The 17,167-nt window shown below is 56.0% G+C and carries 16 protein-coding genes; 7 read left to right on the top strand and 9 right to left on the bottom strand.

Annotation, left to right across the window (positions count from 1 at the left end):
• Positions 1-49: 49 nt before the first annotated feature.
• Positions 50-469 (bottom strand): HAD domain-containing protein, encoded by a 420-nt coding sequence (locus tag NZ705_08795; GenBank protein ID MCS7293048.1) that lies wholly within the window; start codon positions 467-469, stop codon positions 50-52.
• 56 nt (positions 470-525) lie between these two features.
• The gene (gene argB, locus NZ705_08790; GenBank protein ID MCS7293047.1) at positions 526-1,404 is read right to left on the bottom strand and encodes an acetylglutamate kinase; all 879 of its coding nucleotides are present in this window, start codon (positions 1,402-1,404) and stop codon (positions 526-528) included.
• Between the two features lie 88 nt (positions 1,405-1,492).
• Between argB and NZ705_08785 the strand changes: the two genes are divergently transcribed.
• The 5 genes from NZ705_08785 to NZ705_08765 all read left to right on the top strand — a co-directional run bounded on the left by NZ705_08785 (position 1,493) and on the right by NZ705_08765 (position 7,389).
• Positions 1,493-1,837 (top strand): histidine triad nucleotide-binding protein, encoded by a 345-nt coding sequence (locus NZ705_08785; GenBank protein ID MCS7293046.1) that lies wholly within the window; start codon positions 1,493-1,495, stop codon positions 1,835-1,837.
• 107 nt (positions 1,838-1,944) lie between these two features.
• Entirely contained in the window at positions 1,945-3,015 is a 1,071-nt protein-coding gene (gene psbA / locus NZ705_08780; protein ID MCS7293045.1) for a photosystem II q(b) protein, read from the top strand.
• 200 nt (positions 3,016-3,215) lie between these two features.
• A complete protein-coding gene (locus NZ705_08775; protein ID MCS7293044.1) occupies positions 3,216-4,859 on the top strand; it encodes a DUF87 domain-containing protein in 1,644 nt (547 codons plus the stop codon).
• Between the two features lie 304 nt (positions 4,860-5,163).
• Positions 5,164-6,195, top strand: coding sequence for an RNA polymerase sigma factor, RpoD/SigA family (locus NZ705_08770; protein ID MCS7293043.1), 1,032 nt, complete (start codon positions 5,164-5,166; stop codon positions 6,193-6,195).
• Positions 6,196-7,389: a class I SAM-dependent methyltransferase gene (locus NZ705_08765; protein MCS7293042.1), complete on the top strand. Its 1,194-nt coding sequence runs from the start codon at positions 6,196-6,198 to the stop codon at positions 7,387-7,389.
• Here the strand turns inward: NZ705_08765 and NZ705_08760 are convergent.
• Positions 7,331-8,524, bottom strand: coding sequence for a class A beta-lactamase-related serine hydrolase (locus NZ705_08760; GenBank protein ID MCS7293041.1), 1,194 nt, complete (start codon positions 8,522-8,524; stop codon positions 7,331-7,333). The genes NZ705_08765 and NZ705_08760 overlap by 59 nt on opposite strands.
• Positions 8,525-8,641: 117 nt before the next feature.
• On the opposite strand from NZ705_08760, the gene folK reads away from it, so the two are divergent.
• The gene (gene folK, locus NZ705_08755) at positions 8,642-9,187 is read left to right on the top strand and encodes a 2-amino-4-hydroxy-6-hydroxymethyldihydropteridine diphosphokinase (protein MCS7293040.1); all 546 of its coding nucleotides are present in this window, start codon (positions 8,642-8,644) and stop codon (positions 9,185-9,187) included.
• Positions 9,188-9,605: 418 nt separating this feature from the next.
• On the opposite strand, the gene NZ705_08750 is transcribed toward folK, so the two are convergent.
• From NZ705_08750 to NZ705_08730, 5 genes are read right to left on the bottom strand one after another with little or no spacing between them, the layout of a single operon-like run.
• A complete protein-coding gene (locus tag NZ705_08750; protein MCS7293039.1) occupies positions 9,606-10,553 on the bottom strand; it encodes a glycosyltransferase in 948 nt (315 codons plus the stop codon).
• A 3-nt stretch (positions 10,554-10,556) separates the two neighbouring features.
• Positions 10,557-10,847 carry a cell division topological specificity factor MinE gene (gene minE / locus NZ705_08745; protein MCS7293038.1) on the bottom strand — a complete coding sequence of 97 codons (291 nt, stop codon included), beginning with the start codon at positions 10,845-10,847 and terminating at the stop codon, positions 10,557-10,559.
• A 1-nt stretch (position 10,848) separates the two neighbouring features.
• Positions 10,849-11,646, bottom strand: coding sequence for a septum site-determining protein MinD (minD, locus tag NZ705_08740; GenBank protein MCS7293037.1), 798 nt, complete (start codon positions 11,644-11,646; stop codon positions 10,849-10,851).
• A 30-nt stretch (positions 11,647-11,676) separates the two neighbouring features.
• Positions 11,677-12,354 (bottom strand): septum site-determining protein MinC, encoded by a 678-nt coding sequence (gene minC, locus NZ705_08735; protein ID MCS7293036.1) that lies wholly within the window; start codon positions 12,352-12,354, stop codon positions 11,677-11,679.
• Positions 12,351-13,118: a nuclear transport factor 2 family protein gene (locus tag NZ705_08730; protein MCS7293035.1), complete on the bottom strand. Its 768-nt coding sequence runs from the start codon at positions 13,116-13,118 to the stop codon at positions 12,351-12,353. The genes minC and NZ705_08730 overlap by 4 nt, the downstream gene beginning before the upstream one ends.
• Positions 13,119-13,201: 83 nt before the next feature.
• On the opposite strand from NZ705_08730, the gene speA reads away from it, so the two are divergent.
• Positions 13,202-15,151 carry a biosynthetic arginine decarboxylase gene (gene speA, locus NZ705_08725; protein ID MCS7293034.1) on the top strand — a complete coding sequence of 650 codons (1,950 nt, stop codon included), beginning with the start codon at positions 13,202-13,204 and terminating at the stop codon, positions 15,149-15,151.
• Here speA and tsaD read toward each other — a convergent pair.
• Positions 15,148-16,182, bottom strand: a complete 1,035-nt coding sequence (gene tsaD / locus NZ705_08720; GenBank protein ID MCS7293033.1) for a tRNA (adenosine(37)-N6)-threonylcarbamoyltransferase complex transferase subunit TsaD — start codon at positions 16,180-16,182, stop codon at positions 15,148-15,150. The genes speA and tsaD overlap by 4 nt on opposite strands.
• Positions 16,183-17,167: the final 985 nt, after the last annotated feature.

The raw sequence follows: 17,167 nt of genomic DNA, 5'->3' as shown, positions 1-17,167 counted from the left end.
CCTGCGGCAAAAATTGCACTGTTTACAGGGAATATAAAGGTTTCGGGGCCTAGTTGCTGTGATACCAAGTCCGCAGGGCATCTCCTTCCCGGTCAGTAAAGCCGGCCAAGGGGTCCACCCAGATCAGATGCGGGTCAGCAGGGGCGAACAACTCCGGCATGTCGTCCAGAGCCACCCAACTACAGGCTCGTTCACTGGCAAGAAAGGCTTCGATTTCCCGGCGACGGCCCCCAGGGCACAGCCCATCGGGGAGAATTGGTGTCATGCCCACAACACGGGGCCGTAAGGGCGGGCTAAACAACGACCGTAACGCTTCAAAGGGATGCCCATGCCGCCATGCTGAACTGATCACAATGTCCAGGTAGGGGAGGGTTAGTAAGCACTGTTCCACGAAGGGCAAGCGAGTCAAAGGTTCTTCCCCCTCCGCGTGCAACACCCCGTCAAAGTCCAGAAACAGCAACTTGCGCATAACGCGGCGAGCCACGAGTCCGCTCCCATTTTATGCGGCTCACCTTGAGAAACAACCTAACTGTTGAGGCTCCCCATCCCTGAAGCCACAATCATTGAGCCGATGCCGGTGTCGGTAAAAATTTCTAGCAAGAGCGCGTGGGGCAACCGGCCATCGAGAATGTGCGCTGCTTTTACGCCCTGGGCCAGCGACCGCACGCAGCAGTTTACCTTGGGGATCATGCCGCCCCGGATTACCCCTTGCTCAATCAGTTCTCGGGCTTGCTGGATATTTAAGAAATGGTATAGGGTGCTGGGGTCTTTGGGGTCCTGGAGAATGCCAGGGGTGTCGGTGAGCAAAATTAACTTCTCAGCCCCTAGTGCAGCGGCAATTTCTCCAGCGACCGTATCGGCGTTGATGTTGTAGGCTTGGCCAGTTTCATCAGCGGCGACGCTGGACACCACAGGGATATAGCCTGCCTGGATCAGGGTCTCTAATAAATGGGTTTCCACGCTTTTGACTTCCCCCACAAAACCGATGTCGTCTGAACCTTCGGGCCGCGCTTGGATCAGATGACCATCCACACCGGCCACTCCCACTGCTCTGCCCCCTGCTTGGTTAATCAAACGCACAATTTCCTTATTCACCCGCCCCACCAGCACCATTTCCACCACCGCCATCGTGGCGGCATCCGTGACCCGCAACCCGTTTTTGAACTGGGGCGCGATACCCAACTTATCCAGCCAAGCATTGATCTCCGGCCCGCCCCCATGCACCAGGATCGGGCGAATCCCGACACAGGACATGAACACCACATCGCTAATCACCTGCTGCTTTAAGGATTCATCTTTCATCGCCGCTCCGCCGTACTTGATGACCATCGTCCGCCCCGTGAACTTCTGGATATAGGGCAACGCTTCGCTCAGCACCTGGACGCGGTCTTGATTGGTGAGCATGGAGTCGGCAATTTTCCTAAAATTTCCCCCTTTAGCTTACCGGATTCTGAGAAACTGAGAGAGAAGAGACGTTCTCGGCCTTCCCCCCATGAGCAGCGATACCGTCTTTGGCCGGATTATCCGCAGGGAAATCCCCGCCACCATCCTTTATGAGGATGACCTGTGTATCGTCATCAAGGACATCAACCCGCAAGCGCCGGTACACCTGCTGGTGATCCCCAAAGAACCCATTCCTCGGATTTCTGAAGCCCAACCTGAACACCAGGCCCTGCTCGGACATCTGTTACTCACGGCCAAACACGTAGCCCAAGCCCAAAACCTGACCCAAGGCTACCGGCTGGTGATCAACGACGGCCCCCAAGGCGGTCAGACCGTCTATCACCTGCACCTCCATATCCTGGGCGGGCGGGACATGGGTTGGCCCCCCGGCTAACAAAAATATAAAAAACCTGTAACAGTCCTTCACAAAACCCAGGGTTTGGGCTAATATACTGCCAGGGAGTTTTCCCTACTGTTGTCGTTCACTGGACTTATAGGACTATGACTGTAACCCTGGAACGTCGTTCGAGCGTGAGCCTGTGGGAACAGTTTTGCCAGTGGGTGACCAGCACGGACAACCGGCTGTATGTGGGCTGGTTTGGCGTGTTGATGATCCCCACCCTGCTGACTGCCACGGCTTGCTTCATCATTGCGTTTATTGCGGCTCCGCCGGTGGACATTGACGGGATTCGTGAGCCGGTGTCGGGTTCGCTGCTGTATGGCAACAACATCATCACGGCTGCGGTGGTGCCCACCTCCAACGCGATTGGGCTGCACCTGTACCCCATCTGGGAAGCAGCTTCGATGGATGAGTGGCTCTACAATGGCGGCCCCTACCAGTTGATCGTGCTGCACTTCCTGATTGGGGTGTTCTGCTACATGGGTCGCGAGTGGGAGCTGTCCTACCGGTTGGGGATGCGGCCTTGGATCTGCGTGGCCTACTCGGCACCGGTGGCGGCGGCGACTGCCGTGTTCCTGATTTACCCGATTGGCCAAGGCTCCTTCTCGGATGGGATGCCCTTGGGGATTTCTGGTACCTTCAACTTCATGCTGGTGTTCCAAGCGGAGCACAACATCCTGATGCACCCCTTCCACATGCTGGGGGTGGCGGGTGTGTTTGGCGGTGCCCTGTTCTGCGCCATGCATGGTTCGCTGGTGACCTCTTCCCTGATCCGGGAGACTACTGAGGAGGAGTCTCAAAACTACGGCTACAAGTTTGGCCAAACGGAAGAAACCTACAGCATTGTCGCAGCCCACGGCTACTTTGGCCGGTTGATCTTCCAGTACGCCAGCTTCAACAACAGCCGCTCGCTGCACTTCTTCCTGGCGGCTTGGCCGGTGGTGGGCATCTGGTTCACCTCGCTGGGGATCAGCACGATGGCCTTTAACCTGAACGGGTTCAACTTCAACCAGTCCATCGTGGACAGCCAAGGTCGGGTGATTAACACCTGGGCGGATGTGATCAACCGGGCCAACCTGGGGATCGAAGTGATGCACGAACGCAACGCGCACAACTTCCCCTTGGATTTGGCGTCTGCTGAACCGGTGGTAGCGCCAGCGATCAACGGCTAATTCCAGACCAATTCGCAATCTCCATAGGAGATGTAGTTTGCCCCCCAGCTGGGGGGTATTTTCTTTGCTGACCGCGTATCTGAGCTGGTCCAGTTCAACCGTTTTCTATCTAATTTCTGGCTTCTAGTCTAGTTTCTCCCCCGTTGTCGCTCATTCGGATGTAGGATAGAACCAATTTAATGGTGGTACGGACGGGATTTATGACCAATACAGCCCCCCTCGGTCTGGTGATTCAAGGGTCTCTCACCCAAGGTTTGGAGGTGCGGTTGCATCCCGATGTCTCGGTGGAGGATTTGCGGGTAGGGAAATTTTTGGTGGTGCAGGGACGGCGTGCTCGCTTTTTTTGTATGTTGACGGATGTGGCATTGGGAACTGCGAGCCCTCGGATCCTGGCGGACCCCCCCGCGCCCCACAACCACTTTCTTACCCAAGTGTTGGCGGGTACCGGCACCTATTCCACGATTACGCTCAACCCCATGTTGGTTTTGGTCACGGGCGATGGCGACCAGCCCATGGAACTCCTGCCGGTCAAAACGGTGCCAAGTCATTTCAGCCAGGTGTACGAGGCGTCGGAACAGGATTTTCGCTCAGTGTTCGGTTGGGAGGACGACCCGCACCGGCGCAACTTCGCCATCGGGCGGCCCCTGGACATGGACGTGCCCATCTGTATTGACCTGGACCGGTTTGTGGAGCGCAGCAACGGCATTTTCGGGAAATCGGGGACGGGTAAATCGTTTCTCACCCGGCTGCTCCTGTGCGGGATCATTCACAAGCAGGCGGCGGTGAATTTGATCTTTGACATGCACTCGGAGTACGGCTGGGAGGCGATGAAAGAGGGGCGCGACGTCTCAATGGTCAAGGGGTTGAAACAGTTGTTTCCCGACCAGGTGCAGATTTATACCCTCGACCCGGCCTCGACCAAGCGGCGGGGCGTCCCCCAGGCCCAAGAGCTGTGGATTAGCCTGGACCAAATTGAGGTGGAAGACCTGGAGTTGCTGCGGGAAGTGTTGAATCTCTCGGAAGCCAGCATCGAAAACGCCAACATCCTGCGGGCGGAGTACGGCAACCAGTGGATCGCTCAACTGTTGCAGTTGTCCAACGATGACATTCAGGAATTCTGCCAGACCCGGCGGGGAAGTCCCGCTGCCATCATGGCCCTGCAACGCAAGCTCCAGCGCCTGGAAAACCTGTCCTACATTCGCTCAGCGTCGGCCAACAACTACGTCCAGCAAATCCTGCGGGACTTGGATGCAGGGAAACACGTGGTGATTGAATTTGGCTCCCAATCCAACCTGCTGGCCTATATGCTTGCCACCAACATCATCACCCGCCGGATCCACAGTTCCTACGTGAAAAAGGCCGAGAAATTTTTGCAATCCAAAGACCCCAGCGACCGGCCCCGGCAACTGGTGATCACGATTGAGGAGGCGCACCGGTTTTTGAACCCCGCCGTGGCCCACCAGACCATCTTTGGGACGATTGCGCGGGAGATGCGCAAATACTTTGTGACGCTGTTGGTGGTAGACCAGCGCCCGTCAGGGATTGACAACGAGGTGATGTCCCAAATTGGCACCCGGATTACCGCCCTGCTCAACGATGAAAAGGACATCGAGGCCATCTTTACCGGCGTGGCGGGCAGTCAAGGGCTGCGGTCGGTGCTGGCGAAACTGGACTCCAAACAACAAGCCCTGGTGCTGGGTCATGCGGTGCCCATGCCAGTGGTGATCCAGACCCGTCCCTACGACCAGGCGTTTTACCAGTCCCTAGGCTACCTGGACAGTACCCAGCAGCGGGAGAAGGTGTTGGCCCGTGCCCGTTCTGCTCGGCAAGATTTGGGGTTTTAAGGAACTTCCGCGTCCGGGCATCCGTCTTGCCAATCCAGTGTTTGCGGCGCGGCCTATGAATTTACAGAAGGATACATTTGGTTTATCATATTAAACATGAGGTTAATGTCAAGCGGCGCTGTAGGCGGGCGGAACAGGTAACGGTTGGGTTACGAAGCATACCTTGGTTAGGGTTTGACGCAGGAGAGACAAATGAGCGACCAAGGGTACAGGGGCGGATAAGACCCTGACGCAACCTTTATTCTGGACAGCCTAAGGTCCACAGCGACGAAGTTTTCATTTTTTCCACCCTAGGAACAAGCCCATGATGCACGACTACACTGAACTCCCCACCGACGAGCTGGAAAACAGTTGGACTGCCCCCAGTGACTTGGAGAGCGGGCGACGGGCGGCGGTGACGCCGGACATGGTGCGCACCTATTTGCAGGAGATTGGCCGGGTGCCCCTGCTGACCCACGAGGAGGAAATTGTTTACGGCAAGCAGGTGCAGCAGATGATGCGGCTCCTGGAGCTGCGCGACCGGATGGCGGCGGAAACAGGGCAACCTCCCGATGAGGAAACTTGGGCCAAGCGGGCGGGGTTGTCGGTAGAGGAATTGCGCCAGACACTACGGCGGGGCCAGCGGGCCAAGCAACGGATGATTGAAGCGAATTTGCGGCTGGTGGTCTCCATCGCCAAGAAGTACCAAAAGCGCAACCTGGAACTGCTGGACCTGATTCAGGAGGGCACCTTGGGGCTGGAGCGGGGCGTCGAGAAGTTTGACCCCACGCGGGGCTACAAGTTCTCTACCTATGCCTACTGGTGGATCCGCCAGGCGATTACCCGCGCCATTGCCCAGCAGGCCCGTACGATTCGCTTGCCGATCCACATCACGGAAAAGCTGAACAAAATCAAAAAGACCCAGCGGGAGTTGTCCCAGCAGTTGGGGCGCTCACCCACACCGTCGGAAATTGCCCAGGCCCTGGAGTTGGACCCGGCCCAGATTCGCGAGTACTTGACGATGGCGCGGCAACCCATCTCGATGGACCTACGCATCGGCGATAACCAAGACACAGAACTGGGGGAACTCCTGGAAGACAAGGGGATGTCGCCGGAGGACTTTACCACGCGGGAGGCGCTGCGAGGCGACTTGGAGCGGTTGATGGCGGAACTGACGCCCCAGCAACGGGAAGTCATCAGCCTGCGGTTTGGGCTGCAGGATGGCAAGGAACTCTCCCTATCCAAGGTGGGCAAGCGCTTGAACCTGTCGCGGGAGCGGGTGCGGCAATTGGAGCAACAGGCCCTGGAACACCTGCGCCGCCGGCGGGTGAACATCCGGGAGTACCTGGCCAGCTAGGTGGACATTCCCCAGGTTGTCCTGAAGCCAGGGCGGGAAAAGTCCCTGTACCGCTATCACCCCTGGGTATTCTCGGGCGCGATTGCGCGGGTGCGAGGCCAACCGTCGCCGGGAGAAACCGTTGGGGTTTACGCCCACAGCGGGGAATGGTTGGCCTGGGGAGCTTGGTCGCCCCAGTCCCAGATTGCGGTGCGAGTGTGGAGCTTTCAGCCGGACGACCGCCTGGACCGCCAATGGTGGCGCACTCGGATTCACCAAGCCCTGGCGCGACGGGAACCGTTTGCCCAGCAGCCCGACCTGGACAGCTACCGCCTGATTTATGCCGAAGCCGATGGGCTACCGGGGGTCATTCTGGACCGCTATGGGGAGGTGCTCGTTCTGCAACTGCTCAGTTGGGGCGCCGAGTACTGGCGGGAAACGCTGGTTGAGGCGTTGCGCGAACGCTATCCAAGGGCCACGATTTATGAGCGGTCGGACGCCGAGAGTCGCACCAAAGAGGGTTTGCCGCTGCGCGCTGGTTTGATCCACGGCCCCGAACCACCGGAACTCGTGCCCATCCAGGAGTACCACAACCGGTTTTGGGTAGATGTTCGGCAGGGGCATAAAACTGGGTTTTACTTAGACCAGCGCGAGAACCGGCGGGTGGTGCAAACCTACTGTCGGGGTGGGGAAGCCCTCAATTGCTTTGCCTACACCGGCGGGTTTACGGTGAGCCTGCTGCGGGCCGGATGCCAGCACGTGACCCAAATTGATAGCTCGGCCCGCGCTTTGGATATTGCCCTGAAAAACGTGGCCCTTAACGGGTTCGACAACCGCTGCGTCACAAGCGTAGTGGGCGATGTGTTTCAACTGTTGCGCCGCTACCGGGATGAGGGCCGCACCTTTGACCACATCATCCTGGACCCACCCAAGTTTGCCGATGCCCAGGCCCAAGTCCCCAAAGCCGCCCGTGGTTACAAGGACATCAATCTTTTGGCGATGAAATTGCTCAAACCTGGGGGTTTGCTGGTGACCTTTTCCTGTTCGGGGTTGGTAAACGCCGACTTGTTCCAAAAAATCCTAGCGGCGGCGGCCATAGACAGTGGGCGCACGGTGCATTTGCTGCAACCGCTGGGGCAACCCTGGGACCACCCCATCAACCTGTGGGTGCCGGAGGGGGCCTATCTGAAGGGCTGGGTGTGCCAGGTGACCTGACCCGGTTCAGGTAGCGATAGATGTGCCGGGACAATTCCTGGAGCAATTGCACAGCGCGGGGGTCGTTGTAGGCGCTCTGGACGAAGATGGCGACTAAATAGCGCTGGCCGGTCGCTGTATCCACCACCCCCGCATCCCCAATGATGAAACCGATATCGCCCGTTTTATGACCAATCACCGCCCCTGGCCCTAGACCCGCCGGCAACAGACTCCGGTTCTGCGTACTGCGCAGGATGTGCAAAACCCAATCGCGGCTGCGGCGCGACAGGGATTCCCCCCGCTCGATCAGCGCCAGGGTATGCACCAAATCGGCGGCGCTAGTGGTGTTCGTGCCTTTTAGGTCGGGCAACCAATTGCGAATCACCGTGGTTTGCAACCCCCAGCTGGCAAACAGCCGGTTGACCACGTCCTTGCCCCCCAAACGCTCCAGGATCAAGTTGGTCGCCGTATTGTCGCTGATGACAATCATGCGGGTGGCCGTATCCAGCAAGGTGAACGTCGTCCCCACCGGCTGGAACTGCATATCCCCCGACCCACCAGCCAGCAAGGCTTTGGTCATGGTCAAGCGTTCCTCCAGGCGGACCTGGCCCTGGTCCCACGCCTGAAACACCGCCAGCAGCAGGGGCAACTTGATTGTGCTGGCCGCTGAAACCGTCCGGGTACCGTTGATATCCAGGTATTCACCGCTGTCCAAGTCCACCGCGTACAGGCTCACCTGCATCTGGGGCTGGCGCTGGATGAGTGATAAAAGCTGCTGTTGCAGGGTGGACATCTCGCCTCGGCGGGGAATGAGCGCCTCCAGCGTCGTCGGGCGCACCGGTTGGGGCATCAAAGCCGGCTGCTCCGGCGTTGGAGGCCAAAAAAAACTTTGCCAGGTGGGTGGCTGGTCTTGCGGGCGCAAGGGAAACGGGCCAATGCGGTCGTACCCCTGGCTCAACCAGAGGTGCAATCCCGTGCCCGTTAACACGCCCAACCCCACTCCCAAAATCCCCAAGCGCAAAGTGTTCAGGACAAATACCTGCCACCAGGGTTGGGAGCGCCGCATCGGTGGACGCGTGGGCGCTGGCTGAGTCTGCAGGTTGGTTCGGCGGTAGTTTTTGCCCATCAGCTCAAACCCGCTGGATTTGCTGGTCATTGTATCCCGCTAGCGGCTCACCTATCACCTCAGCGTGTCATCTTTCGGGTTGCAGGGCGCGATCCCGTCCTTTTCCCTGAAGTTTAGAATAAAAGTCTTAAACGACGCATTAGGGGAATGCGTGTACCCGTGTTCGCAGATAGAACGGCTGACCCTGACTCAACCAATCTTGTGACGCCGGTCGTGATTGCCTTCGGGAGTAATTTAGGGAATTCCCTAGTGACCCTGCAACGGGCGTTAGCGCATTTGGCCAACACCGAAGGACTCCGGTTGATTCGCCGTTCCCACTGGTATCGCACACCACCTTTGGGGCCGCCTCAACCCGACTATCTGAATGGTTGCGCCCTTTTCCATACCTATCACCCCCCCGAAAAATTGCTCCACATTCTTTTAGCAACAGAGCAACATTTCGGTCGGACTCGCACTGGGAAATGGCAACCCCGCACCCTGGATTTAGATTTGATTTTTTACGGTCAACACATCATTCATACCCCCACTTTAACGGTTCCCCATCCTGAATACCACCGGCGAGCGTTTGTGTTAGTGCCCCTGGCGGAAATTGCCCCCGAATGGCGCGACCCACGCAGTGACGTAACAGTTCGGGAATGGATGCAACAGGTGGATTGTTCCGGGATTAGGATGCTGGAGGACCGTTATAGCTAAGTTATCTATGCTCGTCACTCCTTAGGTTGCAGAACGCAGCCCTATCCCAGTAGTGCTATGTAATTACATTATACAGCTAAAATTAAGAAACTTGACATCAGCTACGGATAGTTTCGTTGGCCAAAGATTGCAGATTTCGATTGCACTCACCTGTAACTTATGCATCTTTTGCTTAATCAATCGGATTCAAATCTGGCGCATATCTAGGCAAACATATCAGCTTACCACCGCTAAATTGTCCATCACCATCTTTTTGCCAGGCCCAATTGCTAGTAATAACTACTCATGCAACCAAGTTAAAGCTCCCTATCCATCAGTGGCTTCCCGACATAGATCCGTGACATAAGGCATAGATGTAACCCCTTAACCTATCCACCTTATTCTACGTCAGACTAAATGTTTTTAGCCATAGATGCGCTCAAAAGTGGGTTGGGTTCGTTTCAAAACCACACACCTCGGCAATCGTAAATAGGGGGCGGGCTTTGACTTCGTCGTAGATGCGCCCGATATATTCGCCCAAAATGCCAATGGTGATGAGTTGAGCAGCACTTAAAAACAAAACCGCCATGATGATTAACGTGTAGCCAGCCAGGGGGGAATCGGGCACAAATAACCGCCAATACAACACCAAAAACAGCATCACCACTGCCATCAATCCAGCCAAAAAACCAAGATAGGTCGCTAAGCGCAACGGCACCCACGAGAAGGACACTAAGGCATTCATCGCTAGGGCAAAACTTTTGAGCCAGGTGTATTTGGGTTGACCGGCGTAACGGGGCGGACGGTGATACAAAATCGGCGTCTGGCGAAAACCGACCCACGCCCGTAAACCCCGCACATACCGGTTGCGCTCCGGCATTGCATTCAGGATATTGACGACCTGGCGGTCCAACAAACAAAAGTCGCCGCTATCTCGCGGAATTTCCACACTGGATAGGTAAGCCAGTACTCGATAAAAAATGTGAGCGCATACACGCTTTAACCAGTGCTCCTGCCGTTGTACCCGTTGCCCATAAACCACTTGATATCCCTGTTTCCAAAGAGCAATCATGTCAGGGATCAATTCGGGTGGGTCCTGTAAATCGGCATCCAAAATCACCACCGCTTGTCCCCGTGCAAACTGTAATCCGGCGCTCACCGCAATCTGATGGCCAAAATTTCGCGCTAAAGAGATATAACAAACTCGCCAGTCTTTCTGGTGTAATTCCCGCATCAAGGTTAAGGACTCATCCCGACTGCCGTCGTCTACTAAAATCAATTCGGCTGGGCCATCGAGACCGTCCATGATGGGTCGCAAACGTTGATAGAGATGCGGGAGATTGGGAGCTTCGTTATAGACAGGTACGACCAGCGAATAGCGCACCATGATTTAGGATTCAAGCAACTCCCGCCGCACCCGGCGAATAGGAACATTGGCAATCAGGGCCGTTACGCGCTCATCTATTTCTAAGGAAAATTCCATGCCTTCCGCGTCAAATTCCACGTACCGGCCAATCACTTCCACAATTTCCTGCCGCATTTTTTCCAGCATTTCCGGCGTTAAATCGGCGCGGTCGTGGGCCAAGACCAATTGTAACCGCCGTTTCACTTCATCCCGACTGCCGCTAGAACGGGGAAACCAACGCTCGAATAACTCCCGAATCGCTTGCAACACCGGCATATCAACGACTGAAGAAACGGCGTAAACGACCCATAAGCGTATTGTAGGGGGCATCCAGGTCTAAAAATGGGACTTTTTCACCTTCCAGGCGCCGGGCAATGTTCTGGAATGCTATTCCCGGTAAGGACAGTTTGGTGTCCAGAACCAATGGCTCGCCGCGATTGGTGGAGATAATTACCCGTTCGTCATCCGGGACCAGTCCTGCCAGCGGAATCGCTAGAATTTCCTGCACATCGCTAACCGACATCATGTGGTTGCTCTGGACCATCTGGGGCCGAATGCGATTGACAATCAAACCAATTTTGCGAATCCCATGGGCTTCGAGTAACCCAATCACCCGGTCGGCATCCCGCACGGCGGCAATTTCTGGCGTGGTCACCAGCAGGGCTTCCTGGGCGGGGGCGATGGCATTTTTAAATCCGGCTTCAATCCCCGCTGGGCAATCAATCAGCACGTAGTCAAACTTTTCGCTCAGCAGTCCGGCCAGATGGCGCATCTGCTCGGGGGTGATGGCGTCCTTGTTGCGATTTTGGGCCGCCGGTAACAGGGCCAAATTGGGCTGGCGTTTGTCCCGCACCAGCGCCTGTTCTAACCGGCAATCTCCGGCCAGCACGTCCAGCGCAGTGTAAACCACGCGGTTTTCCAGTCCCAATAGCAAGTCCAGGTTCCGCAGGCCAAAGTCAGCGTCTATCAGGGCCACTGTTCGCCCCATGCGTGCCAAAGCCATTCCTAGATTGGCTGTGGTTGTGGTCTTACCGACACCCCCCTTGCCAGAGGTAATGACAATCACCCGCCCCATGTGCGTTTCCAATCGCGCCTGATTTTTCTATCAGAATACTCCCCCAAGGGCGGTTCTGCCAAAATCTCGCGCTGGCTGTAAAAGAATCTCATCTCCCTGGACGCAGGCAACTTCGGGATAAAACGCTGGCTGGTCCGGCATCCGCGCCACCCGGTCGCCAATCCGTAATTGGGTCGCCGCCATTTCCAGAGCCATGATGAGCCGACGGTTATCACCGTTCGCGCCCGCATGAGCCACGCCCCGCAACCGTCCCCACACCAAAATATCTCCATCGGCCACGATACACCCGCCCGGATTCACATCTCCCACCACAACCACCGTGCCGTGATGCCGAATCTCTATCCCCGACCGCACTGGCTGCACGACATACAGGGGCGGCGATGCGTAAATTGCTGGTGCCGTATCCAGAGAATTTTGCTCTACAGACAACCCGGCCATGGCCGCTGCTACCGCTGTCGCCCGCACGGTTGATTGCACGGTCGTCAAGACCAACTGTTGCTGCTGGAGTAACGCCGCTAACCATTGCCATTGTTCAGTTGTGATAATGCGTTCTCCGGCCAGTACCCGCACCAGACTGTGGGGCGACCACCAGGGTTCAGTGAGTTGGAAGTAGGCTTGTAGCAGTTCTTGCAGGTAGGGCCAATCCGGTTCAGGAGGCAACACCAGGTCAAGGCCTTCAGCGCCGGGTTGCACCAAGGGGAAGGTCATGGTGTTGCTACGCGCAACCGCCGCGTGATGATGGTAATGCCGCCCTGGCGCACGAGTACCGCTGATAGCCACTGGCTGCCTGGCGTCGCTGGCGCTTGTCCCATCTTGAACAAACCACCGGATGACAGCACTTCTAACTTGAGGCGGGGATTTTCCAGCAGTTGTTCGGGCTGCACCGGGGTTGCCACCGCCGTCCCCAAAATTTGGTCGTCCTGTAAGGGTTCCTGCACGATGACGTCGAATTCATAGGTTTGGCTGGGAGCAACCACCTCAGGAAGCGTAACGGTCACCTGGGGCGGTTCTTTACCGGAAGTCAACTGCGTCTGTTCGCTGAGAATTTCCTGGCGCTGGATTTGCCCCTGGACTACGGTTTGGCGGGTTTTCAACACACTGGTCAGGTCAAACTGGCGATTCTTCTGGGTCTCTGTCCCCCGCAAGGTCATCTGCACATCCGCAACAAACCCCTGCTCGCGGGGTTGCCAGTCCAGCAATTCCGCCCGGTAGGTTAAGTTGGGAAAGCGCTGCCACAACCGGGTCAGGGATTGCGCCAGGACATCCCGGTTCAAGCCGTCGGCATGGGTGAAATTGGGACTATAGAGTTGCAAAACCGCATCGGCGCTGCGCTGGTTGAGGGTTTCTTCCAAGCGCCGGACAAAGGTTTTTACTGGTTCGGGAGCTGTCTCTGGGGGTAGCGCCTGAGCCACACCACTCCACAAGCAAAAACTCAACGCCCAGCCCCCCAACCACTTGGCGTACCAACGCATAGGCCACACCCGACGGAAAAGTTGCTCTTCATTGTAGCGACGAATCGGTACAATTTGTCATGTTGAGCGCAGGGGAGTCACCCATGAGTACAGCAGGGGCGTTGACGGTTGCGGCGGTTGCGTCTGATTGGAGCATCGAGGATAGCGAAGAACTCTACCGCATTCGTGGCTGGGGGGAACCCTATTTTTCCATCAACGCCGCTGGGCACGTGACGGTTTCGCCCATGGGTGAACGGGGCGGGTCGTTGGACTTGTTTGAACTGGTGCAAGCCCTGCAAAAACGCAACATCCAGTTGCCCTTGTTGATTCGCTTTCCAGACATCTTGCAAAACCGGATTGAGCGCCTGAATGCCTGTTTTGCCAAAGCCATTGCCCGTTACAACTACAACGGCATCTATCGGGGCGTGTTTCCAGTCAAATGCAATCAACAACGTCATCTAGTGGAAGCATTGGTGCGCTTTGGTGAACCCTACCACTTCGGATTAGAGGCGGGTTCCAAACCGGAATTGTTAATTGCTTTATCGATGCTGCCGACTCGTCAAGACGCCGATGCACCCCTGTTGATTTGCAATGGCTATAAGGACCGGGAATACATTGAAACGGCGATGCTCAGCCGGCGCTTGGGACACCAAACTATTATTGTCCTGGAGCAACTAGCGGAATTGGAACTCGTCATTCAAGCCAGCCGGCAATTGGGGATTCGACCGGTGTTAGGGGTGCGTGCCAAACTCAGTACGAAAGGGGTGGGACGCTGGGGCAATTCGACCGGGGAACGGGCGAAATTTGGGCTGACAATACCGGAAATTCTGGAGACAGTCGAGCGCTTGCGCAGTGAAGATTTGTTGGACTGTTTACGACTGTTGCATTTCCATATTGGTTCGCAAATTTCCGCCATTAGCGTGCTCAAGGACGCCCTGAAGGAAGCGGGGCAAATTTACACGGAATTGATGGCGTTGGGCGCGCCGATGGGCTATCTGGATGTGGGGGGCGGTCTCGGCGTTGATTACGATGGGTCGAAAACCAATTTCTATGCGTCGGTGAACTACACCATGCAGAACTACGCCAACGATGTGGTGGCGGCGATTAAAGATGCCTGCATGCAGAAAAACTTGCCTGTGCCAACCATCATCAGTGAGAGTGGCCGGGCCTTAACAGCCCATCAATCGGTGCTGGTGTTCAATGTGCTAGGAACCAGCGAAGTCTGGCAAGGGACACCCACACCGCCGTCCGAATCAGCCCACCTGGTGCTGAAAAATCTCTACGAAACCTATGTCACGATTCGTCCAGAAAACTACCAGGAAGCCTACCACGACGCGAACCAGTTCAAGGAAGAAGCCATTAGTCTTTTCAACCTGGGGTACTTGAGCCTGAAAGAACGGGCGGAAGCAGAACAATTGTACTGGGCTTGCTGTCAAAAAATCCTGGACATTACCCAGCAACAGGACTACGTGCCGGATGACCTGGAAGACTTGCCCAAAAACATGACGTCCATTTACTACATCAACTTGTCGGTTTTCCAGTCGGCGCCAGACACGTGGGCGATTGACCAACTGTTCCCCATCATGCCGATTCACCGGTTGAATGAACGACCGAGTTGCCGGGGGATACTGGCGGATCTGACCTGTGATAGCGATGGCAAAATTGACCGGTTTATTGACCTGCGGGATGTGAAATCGTGGCTGGAATTGCACCCCTACCGTCCGGGCGAACCCTACTACCTAGGGTTGTTTCTCGGTGGCGCTTATCAGGAAATCATGGGCAATTTGCACAACCTGTTTGGCGATACCAACGTGGTGCATATCCGGCTGTCCCCCAACGGCTATCAGATTGAGCACGTTGTCAAGGGCGATACGCTGCAGGAGGTGCTGGGTTACGTCCAGTACAACGCGGAGGATTTGCTCGAGCAGCTGCGTCGCCAGAGTGAAGCGGCTTTGCAGGCCAAACGCATTACATTGGAGGAAGCGCAACGGTTGCTCTCCCACTACGAACACAGCCTGAATCGCTACACCTACCTGAGCGATACCACGTCCTAAGCCGCGTAGAGACTGGCCACGGCGGTCAAGGGCAAGCGCGATTGACTGACCAGACTCAACGGCGATTGTTGCCCTTGGGATAGACGAATGACGCCGGCGCACCCAATCATCGCGGCATTGTCGGTGCAGTAGCGCATGGGGGGAATCACCACGCGAATCCCGTGCTGGGCCGCTGCTGCGGTTATCGTCGCCCGCAATTCCCGGTTCGCGGCCACACCCCCAGCCACCACCAGGGTTTTGAGGTCCTGGTCGAGGGCGCACCGAATGGCACGGCGGGTCAGGGTTTGCACGACAGTGTACTGAAAACTGGCGGCCAAATCTGCAACCGGTAAAGGCTGGGGGAGTTGCTCCACCAGACGCCGGACCGCAGTTTTCAACCCACTGAAACTCATGTCGTAGGGATGATAACCGCCCTGGGGCAGGGAAATTTTGCCCTCTGGAAGCCCAAAGGCGTGCGGGTTCCCAGTTTGAGCCAAGCGGTCAATGGCCGGCCCGCCCGGATAGCCTAACCCTAGTAACCGCGCCACCTTGTCAAAGGCTTCCCCAACGGCATCATCCCGCGTTTGTCCCAACGGTTCGTAGGTCTGCCAGTCCCGCACTGCGACCAAGCTCGTATGTCCCCCCGAAACCAACAGGCACAAAAAAGGCGGCGTCAGGTCGGGTTCCGTTAGGTATGCCGCGCAGATATGGCCTTCTAAATGGTGAATGCCCACCAACGGTCGCCGATGCAGGATTGCCAGGGTTTTGGCCACCGTTAATCCCACGTTTAAGGCCCCCACCAGCCCTGGCGCACAGGTCGCAGCGATGCCGTCCACATCCGTCCAGCGAATGCCTGTTTCGGCCTGCACTTGGGCCATCAGAAAATTGATCACCTCTAGATGCTGGCGCGAGGCGATTTCTGGAACGACCCCCCCGTACACCTGATGCTGGGGAATTTGGGAAGCCACGGCTTCGGCGAGCACCTGCCGGTCTTGCACCAGAGCGACAGCCGTTTCGTCACAACTGGTTTCGATGGCTAAAACAGTGGTCACAGTCAAGGTTGCTAACAGAGCCTGCATCTCTATAGTAGGGCCAAGTCGCTGATGCTGGTCATTCCTTAGGTTACAGGGTGGTGCTATGTAAGTAATGATGCATTATAGTGGTGGATGAAGTTGAATATAATTTCGATGTGATTTTCTAGGTTTTTAGAAAAGGACGGAGTTCCCATAGTCAAGTGACTCACTCGCTGTCGAAGCGTGTTGTTAAAGCACTCAATCAGGGACGTCCTACCACTCCCTTTGGCACTGGCTGCATGTTGAGATTGCGGAATTACCTTCCGATAAACTGACCAACAATCAGTATAAAATTTTGCCCGCTTTCGCCAAATAAGCGGCACTCTCTTCCATAACTTTTTGCCATCTCTACACTTCTATCCCCTACACAGGTCGTGACAATCATCCGTGTCTTTCTCGCTAGAACCAGCCAGCGCCATTGGAGATGCTTTTTCGAGTCGCAAAACGACCATATCTCGTCGCATTACAGCTAAGCTTTTTAAGGTTGTCATATAATGAACGTGTTGCTAGGGAGTGAGAAAATGCCTAGACTATATAACTATGATTTGCGCAAGAAGGCGGTAGAGGCCATCGTGGAAGTCAGTCAGTTCCTAAACGTCAGCTATCGAACGGTAAACGCTGGCTCAGACAAGGGTTAGAAACAAGAGATGTCCACCCCAAGGAAGGCTATCAAAAAGGCCATTGTCATAAGCTAAAAGACCTAGAAGAATTCCAGTAGTTTGTGGATTAACGGGAGATGGCCGCTCACTTCGGTGTGAGCTAAGGCCCTGCAAAAGATAGGCTATACCCACAAAAAAGCGTATTTCTAAGAGCGACAGGCTTACTGTGAGTTAATCGAGCAGATACCACCAGAGCAGGTGGTCTAGATGGACCAATCTGGCGTGGATTACCGGGATATTGATGAATAAGGAGAGAGAGTTTAATCGTGGAGAACGAGTTAGCATGATGGTGGCTTACCCATCAG

Origin of the sequence: Gloeomargarita sp. SKYB120 (genome assembly GCA_025062155.1) — a bacterium.
In the GTDB taxonomy this organism is placed as follows: Bacteria; Cyanobacteriota; Cyanobacteriia; order Gloeomargaritales; family Gloeomargaritaceae; genus Gloeomargarita.
This window is presented reverse-complemented; position numbering and strand designations above follow the sequence as displayed.

Excerpts from the sequence above, each read along its gene's own strand:
- folK (MCS7293040.1), top strand. The coding sequence starts at position 8,642 with ATGCGTGTACCCGTGTTCGCAGATAGAACGGCTGACCCTGACTCAACC.
- NZ705_08760 (MCS7293041.1), bottom strand. The coding sequence starts at position 8,524 with ATGACCAGCAAATCCAGCGGGTTTGAGCTGATGGGCAAAAACTACCGC.
- minE (MCS7293038.1), bottom strand. The coding sequence starts at position 10,847 with ATGCCGGTGTTGCAAGCGATTCGGGAGTTATTCGAGCGTTGGTTTCCC.
- minD (MCS7293037.1), bottom strand. The coding sequence starts at position 11,646 with ATGGGGCGGGTGATTGTCATTACCTCTGGCAAGGGGGGTGTCGGTAAG.
- minC (MCS7293036.1), bottom strand. The coding sequence starts at position 12,354 with ATGACCTTCCCCTTGGTGCAACCCGGCGCTGAAGGCCTTGACCTGGTG.
- NZ705_08750 (MCS7293039.1), bottom strand. The coding sequence starts at position 10,553 with ATGGTGCGCTATTCGCTGGTCGTACCTGTCTATAACGAAGCTCCCAAT.
- psbA (MCS7293045.1), top strand. The coding sequence starts at position 1,945 with ATGACTGTAACCCTGGAACGTCGTTCGAGCGTGAGCCTGTGGGAACAG.
- speA (MCS7293034.1), top strand. The coding sequence starts at position 13,202 with ATGAGTACAGCAGGGGCGTTGACGGTTGCGGCGGTTGCGTCTGATTGG.
- NZ705_08795 (MCS7293048.1), bottom strand. The coding sequence starts at position 469 with ATGCGCAAGTTGCTGTTTCTGGACTTTGACGGGGTGTTGCACGCGGAG.
- NZ705_08770 (MCS7293043.1), top strand. The coding sequence starts at position 5,164 with ATGATGCACGACTACACTGAACTCCCCACCGACGAGCTGGAAAACAGT.
- NZ705_08785 (MCS7293046.1), top strand. The coding sequence starts at position 1,493 with ATGAGCAGCGATACCGTCTTTGGCCGGATTATCCGCAGGGAAATCCCC.
- argB (MCS7293047.1), bottom strand. The coding sequence starts at position 1,404 with ATGCTCACCAATCAAGACCGCGTCCAGGTGCTGAGCGAAGCGTTGCCC.
- NZ705_08775 (MCS7293044.1), top strand. The coding sequence starts at position 3,216 with ATGACCAATACAGCCCCCCTCGGTCTGGTGATTCAAGGGTCTCTCACC.
- NZ705_08730 (MCS7293035.1), bottom strand. The coding sequence starts at position 13,118 with ATGCGTTGGTACGCCAAGTGGTTGGGGGGCTGGGCGTTGAGTTTTTGC.